The organism is Kitasatospora sp. NPDC001539 (assembly GCF_040298565.1).
Classification (GTDB): Bacteria; Actinomycetota; Actinomycetes; order Streptomycetales; family Streptomycetaceae; genus Kitasatospora.
Map to the genome: position 1 here is coordinate 14,314 of NZ_JBEPAK010000057.1, position 17,407 is coordinate 31,720.

Here is a 17,407-nt window from a genome sequence, read left to right on the forward strand (position 1 = left end):
GGGTCAGCGGGGGAGCGGGCGGCTCACGAGGCCATCCAGGCGGGCTCGGCGGTGCGCTCGCGGCTGCGGTGGCAGGCGTAGGCGAGGGTGCCGAGCAGCAGTCGGGCCTCGGGCGGGCAGCCGGCGTTGTCGCGGGTGGGGCGGCGCAGCCAGCGGACCGGGCCGAGCCCGCCGAGGACGGTGGGCGGGGCGGCGACGTAGCTGCCCTCGCCGTGGCAGGTCAGGTCGAGCGAGGCGTCGTCCCAGCCCATCCGGTAGAGCAGGTCGGGCAGGCGGCGGGCGGCGCCGGCGGCGACCAGGAACTGCAGCCGGCCGGTGGGCGGCGCGAGCACCGGGCCGACCTGGGTGCCCATCCGCTCCAGCCGGACCAGCGCCTGCAGGCCGGCCTGCTCGGGGACGTCCAGGACGTCGAAGGCGCGTCCGGTGGCGAACAGCACCGAGCCCTCGGTGCCGGCGGTCCGGCCGCGGCTGCTGCCGTCGGGCACCGGGTGCAGGCCGGGCGCCGCGCAGCGGTGGGCGCCGCAGGGACAGCGGGTCGGGGCGGTGGCGGATCCGGCCGCGTCGCCGGTGGCGACCGTCCAGCCCCAGCGGCCGGTGTACTCCGCAGCGGCCAGGGACGCGGTGACCTTGGTGCGGCGGCGCGCGCCCAGCGGTGCAAGCCGCAGGTGCCCCAGTCGAAGTTCGCCGAACAGGTTGTCCATGCCTCCCCCAACAGGTTCTCGTTGCCGATGGTTACGGGATGGTGACTGTGTGTTGATTGTCCGTTGCGTGGTGCGTTGTGCGGTGGCGGCGCGCAGCGCTTGGCGTGCGCCTGTTGCGATGGTGCGCCTCGGGCGCCGCCTTGTGGGGGCGGCGCGGATGCCGGATCGTCTGGTGCGTGAGGTGGCCGCCGTCCCGAGTGGGCCGCGAACTCGCCTGTGGCTGCGGTGGATTGCGGGGTCTGCCGGGTCTTCCGGGGCTGGCCGGGGGACTTGGCGGCCCGCATATGCCGGACCGTCGGGACTATCCAGTGAAGCGTGTGCCTCCTGACTTCGGTTCACTCCTGGGGGTGGCGAAAGGTGGCGTTTCGCCAGGGCCGCTCCCACGGGTGCCCCGCGGGGCACTACGTTCAGCACACGGACGTCGTCGGGAGCCTGCTCCTGGCCGTCGAGGCACGGGAGTTGGGGATCTGACGAACCGTCCGGGACGATGGCACACCAGTACGACGAGGCGGTACCACATCACCTCAGGCACGGCACGTCTGGCAAGAGCCCGCAACCGTCGGGCGGTCACGATCGGGGGCCCCGAAGGGGCCGGGCGGGATGGGGACGTTCCCATGGCAGAGAAGCAACCCAACGAGAAGCTGACCACGTGGTTCGCCCGCAGCGGCTGGTCCAAGGGAGAGTTGGCCCGCCAGGTCAACCGCAGGGCCCGGCAGATCGGTGCCCACCACGTGTCCACCGACACCTCCCGGGTGCGCCGATGGCTCGACGGCGAACAGCCCCGCGAGCCGATCCCCAAGATCATGTCGGAGCTGTTCTCCGAGCGCTTCGGCTCGGTGGTCTCGATCGAGGACCTCGGCCTGCGCGCCGCGATCCCGGTTTCCACCGTGGGCGGAGGCGTCGACCTGCCGTGGAGCGCCCCCCAGACCGTCCAGCTGATCAGCGAGTACTCCCGCAGCGACCTGATGCTCAACCGCCGGGGCTTCCTCGGCACCTCCCTGGCGCTGACCGCCGGCGCCGCGCTGATCGAGCCCATGCAGCGCTGGCTCGCCCCCGGCCCGACGGGCATCCCCACGCCCATCCTCACCGCGGCCAACGGCGGCGAGGCGTTCACCGGCCGGCTCTCCGAACCCGAGCTCGAACTGCTGGAGCAGACCACGGTCATGTTCCGCCAGTGGGACGCCCAGAACGGCGGCGGGCTGCGCCGCAAGGCCGTGGTCGGCCAGCTCCACGAGGTCACCGACCTGCTCCAGGAGACGTACAACGAGGACACCACCAAGCGGCTGTTCCGGCTCACCGCCGAACTCGCCCACCTGGCCGGCTGGATGTCCTACGACGTCGGCATGCACCCGAGCGCGCAGAAGTACTACGTGCTGGCCCTGCACGCGGCCAAGGAGGCCGGCGACCGCCCGTTCGGCGCGCTGATCCTCACCGACATGAGCCGCCAGATGATCCACCTCAACCGGGGCGAGGACGCCCTGGAGCTGATCCACCTGGCCCAGTACGGCAGCCGGGACACCGCGACGCCCCGCCAGCAGTCCCTGCTGTACGCGATGGAGGCGCGCGCCTACGCCACGATCGGCGAGGTGAACCGCTGCGCCCGGGCGATCCGGCTGGCGGAGGACACCTTCACCGACATCCGGGACGGCGACGACGAGCCGGACTGGCTGCGGTTCTTCTCCCCGGCCGAGCTGAACGCGGAGAACGCCCACTCCTTCCGCGACCTCGCGTACCACTCGGACAACGCCCAGCTGTACGCCTCGTTGTCCGCGCCGGTGATGGAGCGCGCGGTCGACCTGTTCCGCCAGGACGAGGACCACGTCCGCTCGTACGCCTTCAACCTGATCGGCATGGCCAGCGTCCACCTGCTGCAGCGGGAGGCCGAGGAGGCGGTGCGGTACGCCGAGCAGGCCGTCGACATCGCGACCAAGGTCCGTTCGGAGCGGCTGAACTCCCGGGTGCGCAAGACCACCGAGGCCGCGGCCGCCCGCTTCGACGGGGTGGACGCGGTGAACCGGCTCAAGGAGCGGGTGGTCCAGGACATCCCGGAGTACGTCTCGGTGGTCTGAGCGGCCCTGCCCCCGACCGGCGGACTCCCCTCCCGCCGGACTTCCTCGTGCCGCCCGGGCCCGGATCCCCCGGATCCCCCGGATCCCCCGGATCCGGCGCCCACCGGCCGGCCCTCGCACTCCACTCCGGATGTCGCACCCGCCGGCGGGATCCCGAGACCACCGGCCGGACCCACCATCTCCGGACTCCGCAGTTCCGGACCCCACCGGCCGTGACGGCCGCCGCCGTCGCGGTCGGTGGCCTTTTCGCGCCGTGGGAGACGCGGACGCCGCGGGCGCCGTACGGACTGCGAGGGTCCCGCGCGCCCCAGGCGCCCCGCGGGTCCGCTGCGCCCCGGGCCCGGCGGGCTCCGCGGTGACGCGGCGGCACGGTAACCCGTCCGGCCCCGCGACACGGCCGCGGTTCACGTGCCCGTAACCCGCGCGTCGCACGCGTCACGGCCGCGAAACAACCGGCCGCACTGGCCGAAACCAGCCTTCGGCACTCTCCTTTCATCGCCGCCGCCCCGGGTGGCACGGGACAGGTACCCGGGGGAGGGTGGAGCGGCTTTCACGCAGAGGAGACGCCGATGCCGGACGGCTTCAGCGCGGGCGACACCGCCTTCGTGCTCATCAGTGCGGCCCTGGTCATGGTGATGACCCCGGGCCTGGCCTTCTTCTACGGGGGCATGGTCAGGGCGAAGAGCACACTGAACATGCTGGCGATGAGCTTCCTCTCGCTCGGCATCGTCAGCGTGCTCTGGGTGCTCTACGGCTACTCGCTCAGCTTCGGACCCGACTCCTTCGGCGGGCTGATCGGCAACCTGGACTTCCTGGGGATGCGCGGGATGGGGCTGAACGAGCTGACCGGGTCGATCCCGGTGACCGCGTTCGCGGTCTTCCAGCTGATGTTCGCGATCATCACCCCGGCGCTGATCAGCGGCGCCATCGCGGACCGGGCCAAGTTCGCGGCCTGGGGCCTGTTCATCGCGCTCTGGGTGACGATCGTCTACTTCCCGGTCGCGCACTGGGTGTTCTTCTTCGACGGCGGCAACGGCGGCTGGCTCGGCGACCGGAACGGCGTGATCGACTTCGCCGGTGGGACCGCCGTGCACATCAACGCCGGTGTCGCGGGCCTCGCGCTCTGCCTGGTGCTGGGCAAGCGCATCGGGTTCAAGAAGGATCCGATGCGCCCGCACAGCCTGCCGCTTGTGATGCTCGGCTCCGGGCTGCTGTGGTTCGGCTGGTTCGGCTTCAACGCGGGCTCGGCGCTGGCCGCCAACGGCGTGGCCGCCATGGCGATGGTCAACACCCAGGTCGCCACCGGCGCGGCGCTGGTCGGCTGGCTGGTCTACGAGAAGCTCAAGCACGGCGCGTTCACCACGCTGGGCGCCGCCTCCGGCGCGGTGGCCGGGCTGGTCGCGATCACCCCGGCCTGCGGCTCGGTCAGCCCGCTCGGCGCGGTGGCGATCGGCCTGGTCGCGGGCGCGGTCTGCGCGGCCGCCGTCTCGCTGAAGTACCGCTGGGGCTTCGACGACTCGCTCGACGTGGTCGGCGTGCACGCGGTGGGCGGGGCGATCGGCTCGCTGCTGATCGGCCTGTTCGCCACCGGAGGGGTCGGCCAGACCGCCAAGGGCCTGTTCTACGGCGGCGGCCTGGGCCAGCTCGGCAAGCAGGCGATGGGCGTGGCGGTCGTCGCGGCGTACTCGTTCGTGCTGTCCTGGCTGCTGGCCAAGGCGGTCGACAAGCTGGTGGGATTCCGGGTCAGCGAGGAGGTGGAGACGGCCGGCATCGACCAGGCCGAACACGCCGAGTCGGCCTACGACTTCAGCGCCGTGGGCGCCGGCCTGGCCCGGGCCCTGCCCGGCCTGGGCTCCGCCAGCGGCTCCGCGCCGGCCGCCGGGTCCGTCGAGCGGCCGGCCGGCAAGCCGGCCGCGTCCGCCGGCAAGACCGCCGCCTCCGCCGAGAAGACCGCCACCGCCGCCGAGAAGCCCGCCGAGAAGACCGAGGTCGACGCCCGATGAAGCTCATCACCGCCGTCATCAAGCCCTACCGCCTGGACGAGGTGAAGGCCGCGCTGCAGGCCTTCGGGGTCCACGGCCTGACCGTCACCGAAGCCAGCGGCTACGGCCGCCAGCGCGGCCACACCGAGGTCTACCGGGGCGCCGAGTACACCGTGGACCTGGTGCCGAAGGTCCGGATCGAGGTCCTGGTCGAGGACGAGGACGCCGACGACCTGATCGACGTCCTGGTGAAGGCCGCCCGGACCGGCAAGATCGGCGACGGCAAGGTGTGGAGCATCCCGGTCGACACCGCCGTCCGGGTCCGCACCGGAGAACGCGGCCCGGACGCCCTGTGAGGCCCTGACCGACCGACCCACCGGCGGGCCCGCGCCCCCTCCGGGGAGCCGCGGGTCCGCCGACGGCCCGCCGGCGCCCGGCCGGGGGCCGCGAGCCGTACGCCCGGCCGGACCGCGGGCGGCACGGCGCCCCGCTCGGCCGCTCGGCCGCTCACCCGACGGACGGGACCCGCGCATGACCACCGAGACCAGCCCCGCCGAACCCCGCGACCTCCCCGACTACGCCGCCGCCCGGGCCGAGCTGCTCGAGCGGCCCGGCCTGACCGGGCGCCCCCGCCGGGCCGCGCTCGCCCGGCTCACCGACCACTGGCTTTCCGGGCTGCTCGCCTCGGCCGGAGCGCCCGGCTCCGGCGTCGCGCTGGTCGCCGTCGGCGGCTACGGGCGCGGCGAACTCTCCCCGCGCAGCGACCTGGACGTCCTGCTGCTGCACGACGGCCCGATCGCCCGCGCGCTGCCCGAGCGGATCTGGTACCCGGTCTGGGACGCGGGCGCCAAGCTGGACCACTCGGTGCGCACCGTCGCCGAGGCCCGCTCGGTCGCCGCCGCCGACCTCAAGGCCCAGCTCGGCCTGCTGGACGCCCGCCACCTCGCCGGGGACGCGGCGCTCACCTCCGCGCTGCGCTCCGCGGTGCTCACCGACTGGCGGGCGAGCGCCCCCGCGCGCCTGCCCGAACTGCGCGAGCTGGGCCGGGAGCGGGCCGAACGGCACGGCGAGCTCTCCTTCCTGCTGGAGCCCGACCTCAAGGAGGCCCGCGGCGGGTTGCGCGACCTGGTCGCCCTCGACGCGATCGCCGCCACCTGGCTCGCCGACGCCCCCCGGGACGGCCTGGACGCCGCCGCCCTGCGGCTCGCCGACGTCCGGGACGCGCTGCACCTGGTCACCGGCCGGGCCACCGAGCGGCTCAGCCTCCAGGACCAGGACCAGGTCGCCGAGCGGCTCGGGGTGCTGGACGCCGACACCCTGCTGCGCCAGGTCTACGAGGCGGCCCGGACCATCGCCTACGCGGGCGAGGTCACCTGGCGGGCGGTCGACCGGGTGCTGGCCGCCCGCGCCACCCGGGGCCGGCGGCCCGGCCGAGCGGCCTTCCGGTTCACCGGCATCGGCCGCGGCGCGGGCGCGGTGGCCCGGGGCGCGGTCGAGCGCCGCCCGCTCGCCGAGGGCGTGGTCGAGCAGGACGGCGAGGCCGTGCTCGCCCAGGCTGCCCGCCCGGCCACCGACCCGGTGCTGCCGCTGCGCGCGGCGGCGGCCGCCGCGCAGAACGGGCTGACCGTCTCGTACGCGACGGTGCGCCGGCTCGCCGCCGAGTGCCGACCGCTGCCGGTGCCGTGGCCGGACGAGGCGCGCGAGCAGCTGGTCACCCTGCTCGGCGCGGGGGAGGCGGCCGTCCCGGTGTGGGAGGCGCTGGAGGCGGAGGGGCTGGTCACCCGGCTGCTGCCGGACTGGGAGCGGGTGCGCTGCCGCCCGCAGCGCAACGCGGTGCACCGCTGGACGGTGGACCGGCACCTGGTCGAGACGGCCGTCCGGGCCGCCGCGATGACCCGGCGGGTGGCCAGGCCGGACCTGTTGCTGATCGCCGCACTGCTGCACGACATCGGCAAGGGCTGGCCCGGTGACCACAGCGAGGCCGGCGAGGTGATCGTCCGCGACCTGGCCGCCCGGATGGGCTTCGGCCCCGAGGACACCGAGACCCTGGCGGTGCTGGTCCGCCACCACCTGACCCTGGTCGACACCGCGACCCGGCGCGACCCGGACGATCCGGCCACCGTCGAGACGATCACCAAGGCGGTCGGCACCCTGCCGGAGCTGGAACTGCTGCACGCGCTCACCGAGGCGGACGCGCTGGCCACCGGCCCGGCCGCGTGGAGCGGCTGGCGGGCCTCGCTGGTGGACGGCCTGGTCGCCCGGGCCGCCGCCCAGCTCACCGGGGCCGGCGGGGCGCCCGGCGACGGCGCCCTCGCGGACGGCGCCCGCGCGGGGGGCGCGCCGTCGGGGACACCGACCGCCGAGCAGGAGCGGCTCGCGGTCGAGGCCGCGTGCACCGGCGCACCCGCGCTGTCGCTGCTGGCCCAGGCCGAGGGCGCGGACCCGGGCACCGAGCCGATGGGCGTGGAGCTGACCCTGGCCGTCCCGGACCAGCCGGGTCTGCTGGGCACGGTCGCCGGGGTGCTCGCGCTGCACCGGCTGGCCGTGCGCTCGGCCGGACTGCGCGAGCTGGACCCGATCGGTGCCGGCCCGGTCCTGCTGCTGTCCTGGCGGGTGGCCGCCGAGTTCGGCGAGCTGCCGGAGGCCGCCCGGCTGCGCGCCGACCTGCGCCGGGCGCTGGACGGCTCGCTGGACGTCTCCCGCCGCCTCGCCGAGCGGGACGCGGCAGCCCCGCGGCGCAAGGGCATCCCCACCCCGCCGCCGGTGGTCGCGGTGGCGCCCGCGGTGGCCTCGGCGAGCGCGACCGTGCTGGAGGTCCGGGCACACGACGCCCCCGGGCTGCTGCACCGGATCGGCCGGGCGCTCGACGGGGCGGGGGTGCGGGTGCGCACCGCGCACGTCTCCACCCTGGGCGCGGACGCCGTCGACTCGTTCTACCTGACCGACGCGGCAGGCCGTCCGCTCACCGCCGAGCGGGCCGCCGAGGTGGCGGCGGCGGTGCGGGCGGCGCTGGGCTGAGTGCCGGGCCGGTCGCCGGGCTTGGTCGCCGGGCAGGGCGCTGGGCTGGTCGCCGGGCAGGGCGCCGGGCGAGGCGCCGGCGGGGTCGGGCGGCTTTCCGTGGGGCGTGGCGGGGATCCGGCCGGCGCGGCCGGGGATCCGGCCTGGGCGGCGGGTCCCCGGTGAGGTGCGGGGCCCGGCGGGCGTTCCCGGTAGGGGTGGAGACCGTACCCGGGGCGGCCGGATACCCTGGGGACGACGACCGTACCGATACCGATGCCGCAGAGGACCCGCGCCGACGTGTTCGACACTCTCTCCGATCGCCTCGCAGCGACGTTCAAGAACCTCCGGGGCAAGGGCCGCCTCAGCGAGGCGGACATCGACGCCACCGCCCGCGAGATCCGGATCGCGCTGCTGGAGGCGGACGTCGCGCTGCCGGTCGTCCGGGCCTTCATCAAGCAGGTCAAGGACCGGGCGCTCGGTGCCGAGGTCTCCGGCGCGCTGAACCCCGCGCAGCAGATCATCAAGATCGTCAACGAGGAGCTCGTCGCCATCCTCGGTGGCGAGACCCGCCGGGTCCGGTTCGCCAAGAACGGCCCGACGGTCATCATGCTGGCCGGTCTGCAGGGTGCCGGTAAGACCACCCTCGCGGGCAAGCTCGGCCACTGGCTGAAGACCCAGAAGCACACCCCGCTGCTGGTCGCCTGCGACCTCCAGCGCCCCAACGCGGTCAACCAGCTCCAGGTCGTCGCCGAGCGCGCCGGCGTGGCCTTCTACGGCCCGCAGCCGGGCAACGGCGTGGGCGACCCGGTGCAGGTCGCCAAGGACTCGATCGAGTACGCCAAGCAGAAGCAGTACGACGTCGTCATCGTCGACACCGCCGGCCGCCTGGGCATCGACGCCGAGCTGATGCAGCAGGCCGCCGACATCCGCGCCGCGGTCAACCCGGACGAGGTCCTGTTCGTCGTCGACGCGATGATCGGTCAGGACGCGGTCACCACCGCGCAGGCGTTCCTCGAGGGCGTCGACTTCACCGGTGTGGTGCTCTCCAAGCTCGACGGCGACGCCCGCGGCGGTGCCGCCCTGTCGGTCGCGCACGTCACCGGCCGGCAGATCATGTTCGCCTCCAACGGCGAGAAGGTCGACGACTTCGACGCCTTCCACCCGGACCGGATGGCCTCGCGCATCCTGGGCATGGGTGACGTCCTCTCGCTGATCGAGAAGGCCGAGCAGACCTTCTCGCAGGCCGAGGCCGAGAAGATCGCCGCCAAGCTGCGCGGCGGCCCGAAGCAGTTCACGCTGGACGACTTCCTGTCCCAGCTGGAGCAGGTCCAGAAGATGGGCTCGATCTCCAAGCTGCTCGGCATGCTGCCCGGGATGGGCCAGATCCGCGAGCAGATCAACAACATCGACGACAAGGACGTCAACCGGGTCGGCGCGATCATCAAGTCGATGACCCCGGTCGAGCGTGCCGAGCCGGAGCTGATCAACGGCTCCCGCCGCGCCCGCATCGCCAAGGGCGCCGGCGTCCAGGTCGGCGAGGTGAAGAACCTGGTCGAGCGGTTCTTCGAGGCCCGCAAGATGATGTCCGCGATGGCCTCCGGCAAGGGCGTGCCCGGCATGCCGGGGATCCCCGGCATGGGCGGCGGCGCGAAGAAGTCCGGCAAGAAGGCCCCGCAGGCCAAGGGCAAGCGCAAGAGCGGCAACCCGCTGAAGCGGGCGCAGGAGGAGGCCGCGGCCGCCCAGCGCCGCGCGCTCGGCCCGGGCGGCGCCCAGGGCCCGGCCGAGGGCGGCGCCTTCGGCCTCGGCGCGGGCAAGGGCCCGGCCGACTTCGAGCTGCCCAAGGAGTTCAAGGACCTGCTGTAGGCCTCGCGGCCTGCCGGCCCTCGGCGGGGCCGAGCGGTCGAGCGTACTCAGCGGTCCTGAGCGGCCCGTCGTCCGGTGGTCTCCGGACGGCGGGCCGTTCGCATGTCCGATGATGCTGCCATGTCGGATGATGTTGGCGTGCGAGTGATGATCAGGGCCCCCAGGGCCGAGGACGAGGTTCTGTACGCGGAGGCGGTCCGCCGGTCCGCCGAGCACATCGGACGGTGGAACCCGGTCGAGCCGGACGGGCTGCCGGAACTGCTGGAGCGCCAGGGGCCGGGCCTGCGCACCTTCATGATCTTCGACCGGGACTCCGGGGGGCTGGTCGGCAAGGTGAACGTCGCCAACATCGTGATGGGCCGGTTCTGCAACGGCGCGCTGGGCTACGACTCGTACCTGCCGTTCGCGGGCACCGGGCGGATGACCGAAGGCCTGCGGCTGGTCGTGGAGCGCTGCTTCGCCGCCCAGTCGGCCGGCGGGCTGGGCCTGCACCGGCTGGAGATCAACGTGCAGCCCGAGAACCAGCGCTCGATCGCGATGGCCAAGCGGCTGGGCTTCCGGCACGAGGGCTTCACCCCCCGGATGCTGTTCCTCCAGGGGGACTGGCGCGACCACGAGCGCTTCGCGCTGACCGCCGAGGAATGGCCGGGCGCCGCGGTATGACCTGCTGACCGCCTGCTGTCCGCCGGACTGCCCGCCGGACTGACCGCCTGACTGACCGCCGGACTGACCGCCTCCGGGCTCGGCGCGAGGGGTTCGGCGCTTCGGCGTTCCGGCGGCCCGCGCGGCAGTGGTTCCGCGCCGCGGCCGGACGGTCGCCGCACGGCCGCCGGACGGCCGCCGGACGGTCGCCGGACGGCCGCCGTGCGGGCGGTCGGGCCCGGCGTTGCGGTTGGCTCGTCCGAGCACCTGTCCGTATCGTCCGGTGGGTGACCGAACCCGCCCCGCCGCGCCAGACCCCCGACCAGCCCTGGCGGTCCGAGGGCGCCCCGCCCCCGCCGCCGCCCCGCCGCCGGATGCCCGGCGGCTGGACGGGCCTCATCCTCACCGCGCTCGTGGTGTTCCTGATCTCCGACCTGCTGCTGTCCTTCTTCGGCAACGAGGGCGCCACCACGATCTCGTACACCGAGTTCAACAACCAGTTGAACAAGGGCAACATCACCAAGATCTACTCCAAGGGCGACGCGATCGAGGGCACCCTCAAGAGCGCCCAGCCCAAACCGGACGGCGGCAAGGGCGACTACACCGAGTTCGCCACCCAGCGCCCCTCGTTCGCGGGCGACAACCTGTGGACCACCCTGCAGCAGCAGGGCGTCGAGGTGACCGCCACCTCGCCGGTGCAGCAGCGCAGCTTCCTCACCAACCTGCTGCTCTCGCTCGCCCCGATGCTGCTGCTGGTCTTCGTCTGGGTGCTGCTCGCCCGCCGGATGGCCGGCGGCCTCGGCGCCGGACCGCTCGGCCGCAAGGCCCCGCCCAAGCCGGTCACCGCCGACCAGGGCAAGCGCACCACCTTCGCCGACGTGGCCGGCATCGACGAGGTGGAGGCCGAACTCACCGAGGTGGTCGACTACCTGAAGAACCCCGACCGGTACCGCAGGCTCGGCGCCAAGATGCCGCGCGGCGTGCTGCTCAGCGGCCCGCCCGGAACCGGCAAGACCCTGCTGGCCCGGGCCGTCGCCGGCGAGGCGGACGTGCCGTTCTTCTCCGCCTCCGCCTCCGAGTTCATCGAGATGATCGTCGGCGTCGGCGCCAGCCGGGTGCGCGAACTGTTCGCCGAGGCGCGCAAGGTCGCCCCCGCGATCATCTTCATCGACGAGATCGACACCATCGGCCGCCAGCGCGGCGCCGGCGGCGGCATGGGCGGGCACGACGAGCGCGAGCAGACGCTCAACCAGATCCTCACCGAGATGGACGGCTTCACCGGCTCCGAGGGCGTCATCGTGATCGCCGCGACCAACCGGGCGGACGTGCTCGACCCGGCGCTGCTGCGCCCCGGCCGCTTCGACCGGCGGATCACCGTCAGCCCGCCCGACCGGGAGGGCCGCGCGGCGATCCTGCGCATCCACACCCGGACCGTCCCGCTGGCCGGCGGCACCGACCTCGCCCAACTGGCCAAGATCACCCCCGGGATGACCGGCGCCGAACTCGCCAACCTGGTCAACGAGGCCGCCCTGCTGGCCGTCAAGCGCCAGCAGGACGCGGTCAGCGAGCGGGACCTCTCGGACGCCCTGGAGAAGGTCCAGCTCGGCGCCGTGCGGCCGCTGGTGATGCCCCAGGAGGAGCGCGAGCGGACGGCGTACCACGAGAGCGGGCACGCGCTGCTGGGCATGCTCCAGCCGGGCGCGGACCCGGTCCGCAAGATCACCATCGTGCCGCGCGGCCGCGCCCTCGGCGTCACCCTCTCCACCCCGGAGAACGACCGCTACTCGTACACCGAGCCCTACCTGCGCGGCCGGATCATCGGCGCGCTCGGCGGGATGGCGGCCGAGCAGGTGGTCTACGGGGTGATCACCACCGGCGCGGAGAGCGACCTGGAGCAGGTCACCAACATCGCGCGCGGAATGGCCGGACGCTGGGGGATGAGCGAGCGGGTCGGGCGGCTCACCGCCGTACCCGCGGACCCGCAGGGCGCGTACGGGCTGTCGGCCGCCCCGACCACGCTGGACGCGGTGGACGAGGAGGCCCGGCGGATCGTCGCCGAGTGCTACGAGGACGCGGTGCGGCTGCTGACCGAGCAGCGGCACCGGCTCGACGCGCTGGCGGCGGCGCTGCTGGAGGCCGAGACGCTGGACGAGGAGGAGGCCTACCGGGCGGCGGGGGTGCCGAGGAAGGCGTCCGACCCGGAGGCGTGAACCGGATGCCTGAGCCGGAGGCGTGAACCGATGCCCTGGGGCGCTCGCCATCGCGGCGGGCGCCCCCGGTTTTCGTCGGTCCGGCGACTCGGGCGATCCCGGTTCCGTCGGTCCGGGCGGCCGGGCGGCCGGGTTACTCGGGCGGTCCGAGCGGTGGGGCGGCGGACGGGTCCGCCGGTCGCCGCCCGTTGCCGGGGGCGCCCGGGGCCGGGACGGGTCGCCCCTGCTACCGGGGGCGCTCGGCGATCAGGTAGCGGAAGAGGTTCTCCATCCGGACCGTGCCGTCCGGGCGCAGGTACGGCTGCAACGCCTCCTCCAGCTCCTTGGCCACCAGCGAGGCGCCGGAGAACTCCTCGGCCGCCTCGAACACCCCGGTGGAGAGCAGGCCGCGGACCGCGCTGTCGAGGTCCGGGTACGCGAAGGGGCAGCTCACCCGCCCGCTGCCGGCCGGGCGCAGGCCGGCCGGAGCGAGCAGGTCCTCCAGCGCGCCGGGCGCGCTCAGCTCGAACGGGTCCCGCGCGGTCGTCCGTCCGGCCCTGCGGCGGGCCACGTCGAGCACCGGGGCGCTCTGGCAGCGCTCCGGCGGCCCCCAGGCGGCGAGCACCACGTGGCCGCCCGGGAGCGTGAGCCGGGCCGCCTCCGCGACCACCTGGCCGGGCGCGGCGGCGCCGGGCAGCTGCTCGAAAACCGTCACCAGCGAATGGGCCGAGCGGGGGACGGCGGCGGTCGGCCGGGCCCCCGCGCACACCCGCAGCCGACGGCCGCGGGCCAGCTCGCGCAGCTCGTCCCGCGGCTCCTGGCCGGCGACCTGCGCGCCCCGTCCGGCCGCGAGCAGCAGGGCCAGTCCGGACCGGCAGCCGAGCCCCAGCACACTGCTCGCCGGGCCGACCTCCAAGCGGTCGTACACCGCCTCGTAGAGCGGTACCAGCATGCGTTCCTGGATCTCCGCCCAGTCGCGCGCCCGCGCGGGCGCGGCGGCCCCGGGCTGCGGGTGGTGCGGTCGTGCGCCCGCTGGTCGTACGGTCGTGCCGGTCGTCCGAGCTGAAGCCATCGCGGCCTCCCATCCGGTCCTTCGGTGTCCTGCTACGGCTCCCCCAAAGTCCCGCCCCACTCCAGCCAACAGCGGGTCGGGCCCGGCGTCCAGAGGGGTGCAGGGTGGTGCGCGCGGGTCGCGGTCGTGCGCCCCCTGCGGAGGCCGTGCCCGCTGACGCGGGTGTGATACCGATTCGAAACCGGGGGGCCGTGCCCCGTACCATTCGGGCCATGGCTAAGGCACCCGTTCTCACCCCCCAGGCGGAAGACTTCCCCCGCTGGTACCAGGACCTCATCAACAAGGCTGAGCTGGCCGACAACGGTCCGGTGCGCGGCACCATGGTCATCCGGCCGTACGGCTACGGCCTGTGGGAGCGGATGCAGCAGGAGATGGACGCGCGCATCAAGAAGGCGGGCGCGCAGAACGCCTACTTCCCGATGTTCATCCCGCAGTCCTACCTGACCAGGGAAGCCGAGCACGTCGAGGGCTTCTCGCCCGAGCTCGCGGTCGTCACCCACGGCGGCGGCAAGCAGCTGGAGGAGCCGGTCGTGGTCCGGCCGACCTCCGAGACGATCATCAACGAGTACTTCTCCAAGTGGGTGCAGAGCCACCGCGACCTGCCGCTGCTGATCAACCAGTGGGCCAACGTGGTCCGCTGGGAGCTGCGTCCGCGCGTCTTCCTGCGCACCACCGAGTTCCTCTGGCAGGAGGGCCACACCGCCCACGCCACCTACGAGGACGCCCGCGCGTACGCGTCGATGATCCACACCCAGGTCTACGGCGACTTCATGACCAACGTGCTCGGCATCGACGTCGTGCTCGGCCGCAAGACCGCCAAGGAGCGCTTCGCCGGCGCCATCAACACCCTCACCCTGGAGGGCATGATGGGCGACGGCAAGGCGCTGCAGATGGGCACCAGCCACGAGCTGGGCCAGAACTTCGCCAAGGCGTTCAACACCACCTACCAGCTGCAGGGCGCCGAGCGCGAGCACGTCTGGCAGACCTCCTGGGGCGTCTCCACCCGCATGGTCGGCGGCCTGATCATGTCCCACGGCGACGACAACGGCCTGCGGGTTCCGCCCCGCCTGGCCGCCGTCCAGGCCGTCGTGCTGGCCATCAAGGGCGACGACGCCGTCATCGCCAAGGTCCGCGAGATCGGGGCCGCGCTGGAGGCGGCCGGCGTCCGGACCGTCGTCGACGACCGCACCGACACCCCGTTCGGCCGCCGCGCCGTCGACTGGGAGCTCAAGGGCGTTCCGCTGCGCATCGAGGTCGGCCCGCGCGACCTCGAGAACGGCACCGCGATGCTGGCCCGCCGCATCCCGGGCGGCAAGGAGCCGGTCTCCATCGACGCCCTGGCCGCGCTCCTGCCGGGCATCCTGGAGGAGGACCAGGCGCTGCTGCTCCGCCAGTCCCGCGAGCGCCGCGAGGCCCGCACGGTGGACGTCAAGACGCTCGACGAGGCCGTCGAGGCGGCCGCGACCGGCTGGGGCCGGATCTCCTGGGCCGACCTCGGCCCGGAGGGCGAGGCCAAGCTGGCCGAGCAGGGCGTCACGGTGCGCTGCATCGTCGCGGCCGACGGCTCGGTGCCGCAGGCGGACGACCAGGACGGCAATATCGCGATCGTCGCGCGTGCGTACTGATGCCCGTTACCGACAGGTGATGACCGTCCGCGGCAACATTTGCCCGGAATGCGGATGGGTAAGAATCCGGTAACTCTGCCGGGTGACCGCCGACCGTCAACATCCCTACTGGTCAGTCAACTGCCGGTATTAACGGAATAGCGGTACGGTGTACGGCCCGTGGCCCTGTCAACTCGACGGGTCCACGGGCCGTACGTCCTGGGGGCGACAGCCCGCCCCTGGGCGGAATTCAGGAGGCCCGCCGACTCTGCGACGGGCCGAAACCGGCAGGGGGTTGGTCTTGCGTCGGATCCGGAACGCGCAATTCGCGCACAGTCGCGCATTCCTGGGAGTTCCCTGGGAATTCCAGGAGAACGGGAACATGCGGAACATCGGCTCGCTCTGCATCGTTGGTCTAGCGTGAGCACGACACAGCCCCTCGTCCTCGCGGCCGAACTGGCCGCCGCCTGGAGCGACATCCAGGCCTACCACCAGGACCTCCCGGACCTGGCCTCGCCCGAGGCCCTGATCGGCGAGTCCTCCTCGGCCTGTGGCACGCGGCTCGGTTTCGAGCGGCTCCTCCACGAGGCTGCCCACGGCCTGGCCGCGGCCCGGGACATCCGGGACACCTCGCGCGCCGGCCGCTACCACAACCGGCGCTTCCTGATGCTCGCCTCCGAGCTGGGCCTGGCCCACCCGGTCGAGCCGCACGCGAGCAGCGGCTTCTCCCAGGTGACCATGCTCAAGGAGACGCAGGAACGCTACGCCGAGACCATCGAGCGCCTGGACCGCGCCCTCGGCGCCCACCAGGAGGCGGTGGCCGGCGACGGCGCCAACCGTGCCTTCCGCGGCCCGGCCGCCCGGCACGGATCCTCCGGCGGCGGCGTCCGGGTCAAGGCGGTCTGCGGCTGCGGTCGCAACGTCCGGGTCGTGCCGTCCGTGCTGGCGCAGGCGTCCATCGTCTGCGGCGCGTGCCAGCAGCCGTTCAAGATCGCGTAATCGGGCGACCGGACCGGTCGGCGACTGTGCGGGCAGTCGGCGCGACCGGGCGGTCGGTGGCCGAGCGGTTGGTGATCGAGCGGTCGGCGTGACCGGGCGGTCGGTGATCGAGCGGCCGGTGGTCGGATGTCGCGGCGGTCGAGGCATAGCGGTGATCGGCGTCGGTAAGGCTGTGGCTGACCGGGAGCGGGGGCTCCCGGTCGAGCCCTGAACGTCGTGCATCCCGAGCCGTGAGGCCGTGAGCGGCTTCGCCGTGCGCCCCGGTGGTCGGTCCCGGAGTGCCCGAGCGGGTTCCGTCCGCGGTGGCCGAGCGGTGGCCGGGTGCTGACCAGGCGCTGACCGGGTGAAGAGCGTTCCCGCCGATATGGCAGAATGGACAGCTGAGTACTCGGCAGCCGGGCAGGACCCCTCTCTCCTACGGCTGGCGTGTCCCTTGAACGCCCCGCCCCGCAACCCCACGCGGACGGCGCGGACGCTCACCCACGTCAACACCAGGAGAATCCACTCCCGTGGCAGTCAAGATCAAGCTGAAGCGTCTCGGCAAGATTCGCTCCCCGCACTACCGCATCGTCGTCGCCGACGCCCGCACCAAGCGTGACGGTCGCGCGATCGAGGAGATCGGCATCTACCAGCCGACCTACAACCCCTCGAAGATCGAGGTCGACAGCGACCGCGCCCAGTACTGGCTGTCCGTCGGCGCCCAGCCGACCGAGCCGGTGCTCGCCATCCTCAAGCTGACCGGCGACTGGCAGAAGTTCAAGGGCCTGCCGGCTCCGGAGCCGCTGAAGGTCGCCGAGCCGAAGGTCGAGGACTTCTCGCACCTGTTCGCCAAGGCCGTCGCCGGCTTCGAGGACGCCACCACCGGTGTCGCCATCACCCCGAAGGCCAAGAAGTCGGACAAGGCCGAGGCTGAGGCCGACGCCGCCGCCGAGGCCTGATCGTGATCGAGGACGCCCTCGACCACTTGGTGAAGGGCATCGTCGAGCACCCCGACGAGGTTCAGGTGCGTTCACGCAACCTGCGTCGGGGCAACACCATCGAGGTGCGAGTGCACCCCGATGACCTCGGCAAGGTGATCGGCCGGGGCGGCCGCACGGCGCGCGCTCTGCGCACCGTGGTCGGCGCCCTCGGCGGTCGCAACGTCCGGGTCGACCTCGTCGACGTGGACAACATTCGCTGACGCAGCTGCTCGTTCAGCCGTCGGGCTTGAGGCCGACCGGGACGCATGTCGTCCCCGTCGGCCTTTTTTCTGGGCGTTGCGGCGGCCGCCGGCCCTCCCCGCCCCC

Annotated in this window: 13 protein-coding genes; 11 read left to right on the forward strand and 2 right to left on the reverse strand. The window is 73.6% G+C overall.

What is annotated here, in order from left to right; translation table 11 throughout:
- Positions 1-23: 23 nt before the first annotated feature.
- Entirely contained in the window at positions 24-701 is a 678-nt protein-coding gene (locus ABT247_RS12280) for a bifunctional DNA primase/polymerase (protein WP_350741700.1), read from the reverse strand.
- A gap of 572 nt (positions 702-1,273) precedes the next feature.
- Between ABT247_RS12280 and nsdA the strand changes: the two genes are divergently transcribed.
- From nsdA to ftsH, 7 genes are all read left to right on the forward strand, one after another.
- A complete protein-coding gene (nsdA, locus tag ABT247_RS12285) occupies positions 1,274-2,770 on the forward strand; it encodes a transcriptional repressor NsdA (protein WP_392903625.1) in 1,497 nt (498 codons plus the stop codon).
- Positions 2,771-3,339: 569 nt separating this feature from the next.
- Complete coding sequence (locus tag ABT247_RS12290; protein WP_350741704.1) at positions 3,340-4,773, forward strand: ammonium transporter; 1,434 nt, start codon at positions 3,340-3,342, stop codon at positions 4,771-4,773.
- Positions 4,770-5,108: a P-II family nitrogen regulator gene (locus tag ABT247_RS12295; protein WP_350524594.1), complete on the forward strand. Its 339-nt coding sequence runs from the start codon at positions 4,770-4,772 to the stop codon at positions 5,106-5,108. Before ABT247_RS12290 ends, ABT247_RS12295 begins: the two co-directional genes overlap by 4 nt.
- 175 nt (positions 5,109-5,283) lie before the next feature.
- Positions 5,284-7,770 carry a [protein-PII] uridylyltransferase gene (locus ABT247_RS12300; protein WP_350741706.1) on the forward strand — a complete coding sequence of 829 codons (2,487 nt, stop codon included), beginning with the start codon at positions 5,284-5,286 and terminating at the stop codon, positions 7,768-7,770.
- A gap of 279 nt (positions 7,771-8,049) precedes the next feature.
- Complete coding sequence (gene ffh / locus ABT247_RS12305; protein WP_350741718.1) at positions 8,050-9,615, forward strand: signal recognition particle protein; 1,566 nt, start codon at positions 8,050-8,052, stop codon at positions 9,613-9,615.
- A gap of 120 nt (positions 9,616-9,735) precedes the next feature.
- Positions 9,736-10,278: a GNAT family N-acetyltransferase gene (locus ABT247_RS12310; RefSeq protein ID WP_350741708.1), complete on the forward strand. Its 543-nt coding sequence runs from the start codon at positions 9,736-9,738 to the stop codon at positions 10,276-10,278.
- 266 nt (positions 10,279-10,544) lie between these two features.
- Complete coding sequence (gene ftsH / locus ABT247_RS12315) at positions 10,545-12,467, forward strand: ATP-dependent zinc metalloprotease FtsH (protein ID WP_350741710.1); 1,923 nt, start codon at positions 10,545-10,547, stop codon at positions 12,465-12,467.
- 226 nt (positions 12,468-12,693) lie between these two features.
- Here the strand turns inward: ftsH and ABT247_RS12320 are convergent, their stop codons facing one another.
- Positions 12,694-13,518 carry a class I SAM-dependent methyltransferase gene (locus ABT247_RS12320; RefSeq protein WP_392903585.1) on the reverse strand — a complete coding sequence of 275 codons (825 nt, stop codon included), beginning with the start codon at positions 13,516-13,518 and terminating at the stop codon, positions 12,694-12,696.
- Between the two features lie 212 nt (positions 13,519-13,730).
- On the opposite strand from ABT247_RS12320, the gene proS reads away from it, so the two are divergent.
- The 4 genes from proS to ABT247_RS12340 all read left to right on the forward strand — a co-directional run bounded on the left by proS (position 13,731) and on the right by ABT247_RS12340 (position 17,301).
- Positions 13,731-15,143: a proline--tRNA ligase gene (gene proS / locus ABT247_RS12325; protein WP_350741714.1), complete on the forward strand. Its 1,413-nt coding sequence runs from the start codon at positions 13,731-13,733 to the stop codon at positions 15,141-15,143.
- A 399-nt stretch (positions 15,144-15,542) separates the two neighbouring features.
- The gene (locus tag ABT247_RS12330) at positions 15,543-16,121 is read left to right on the forward strand and encodes a hypothetical protein (protein WP_350741716.1); all 579 of its coding nucleotides are present in this window, start codon (positions 15,543-15,545) and stop codon (positions 16,119-16,121) included.
- A 509-nt stretch (positions 16,122-16,630) separates the two neighbouring features.
- Complete coding sequence (gene rpsP / locus ABT247_RS12335; protein ID WP_196946892.1) at positions 16,631-17,059, forward strand: 30S ribosomal protein S16; 429 nt, start codon at positions 16,631-16,633, stop codon at positions 17,057-17,059.
- 2 nt (positions 17,060-17,061) lie between these two features.
- Positions 17,062-17,301 (forward strand): RNA-binding protein, encoded by a 240-nt coding sequence (locus ABT247_RS12340; RefSeq protein ID WP_030056773.1) that lies wholly within the window; start codon positions 17,062-17,064, stop codon positions 17,299-17,301.
- Positions 17,302-17,407 lie beyond the last annotated feature (106 nt).

What these genes read in the sequence shown, in the direction of transcription:
- ABT247_RS12280 (WP_350741700.1), bottom strand. Translation starts at nt 701, where the DNA reads ATGGACAACCTGTTCGGCGAACTTCGACTGGGGCACCTGCGGCTTGCA.
- ABT247_RS12320 (WP_392903585.1), bottom strand. Translation starts at nt 13,518, where the DNA reads ATGGCTTCAGCTCGGACGACCGGCACGACCGTACGACCAGCGGGCGCA.
- proS (WP_350741714.1), top strand. Translation starts at nt 13,731, where the DNA reads ATGGCTAAGGCACCCGTTCTCACCCCCCAGGCGGAAGACTTCCCCCGC.
- ABT247_RS12295 (WP_350524594.1), top strand. Translation starts at nt 4,770, where the DNA reads ATGAAGCTCATCACCGCCGTCATCAAGCCCTACCGCCTGGACGAGGTG.
- ABT247_RS12290 (WP_350741704.1), top strand. Translation starts at nt 3,340, where the DNA reads ATGCCGGACGGCTTCAGCGCGGGCGACACCGCCTTCGTGCTCATCAGT.
- ABT247_RS12300 (WP_350741706.1), top strand. Translation starts at nt 5,284, where the DNA reads ATGACCACCGAGACCAGCCCCGCCGAACCCCGCGACCTCCCCGACTAC.
- ABT247_RS12310 (WP_350741708.1), top strand. Translation starts at nt 9,736, where the DNA reads ATGTCGGATGATGTTGGCGTGCGAGTGATGATCAGGGCCCCCAGGGCC.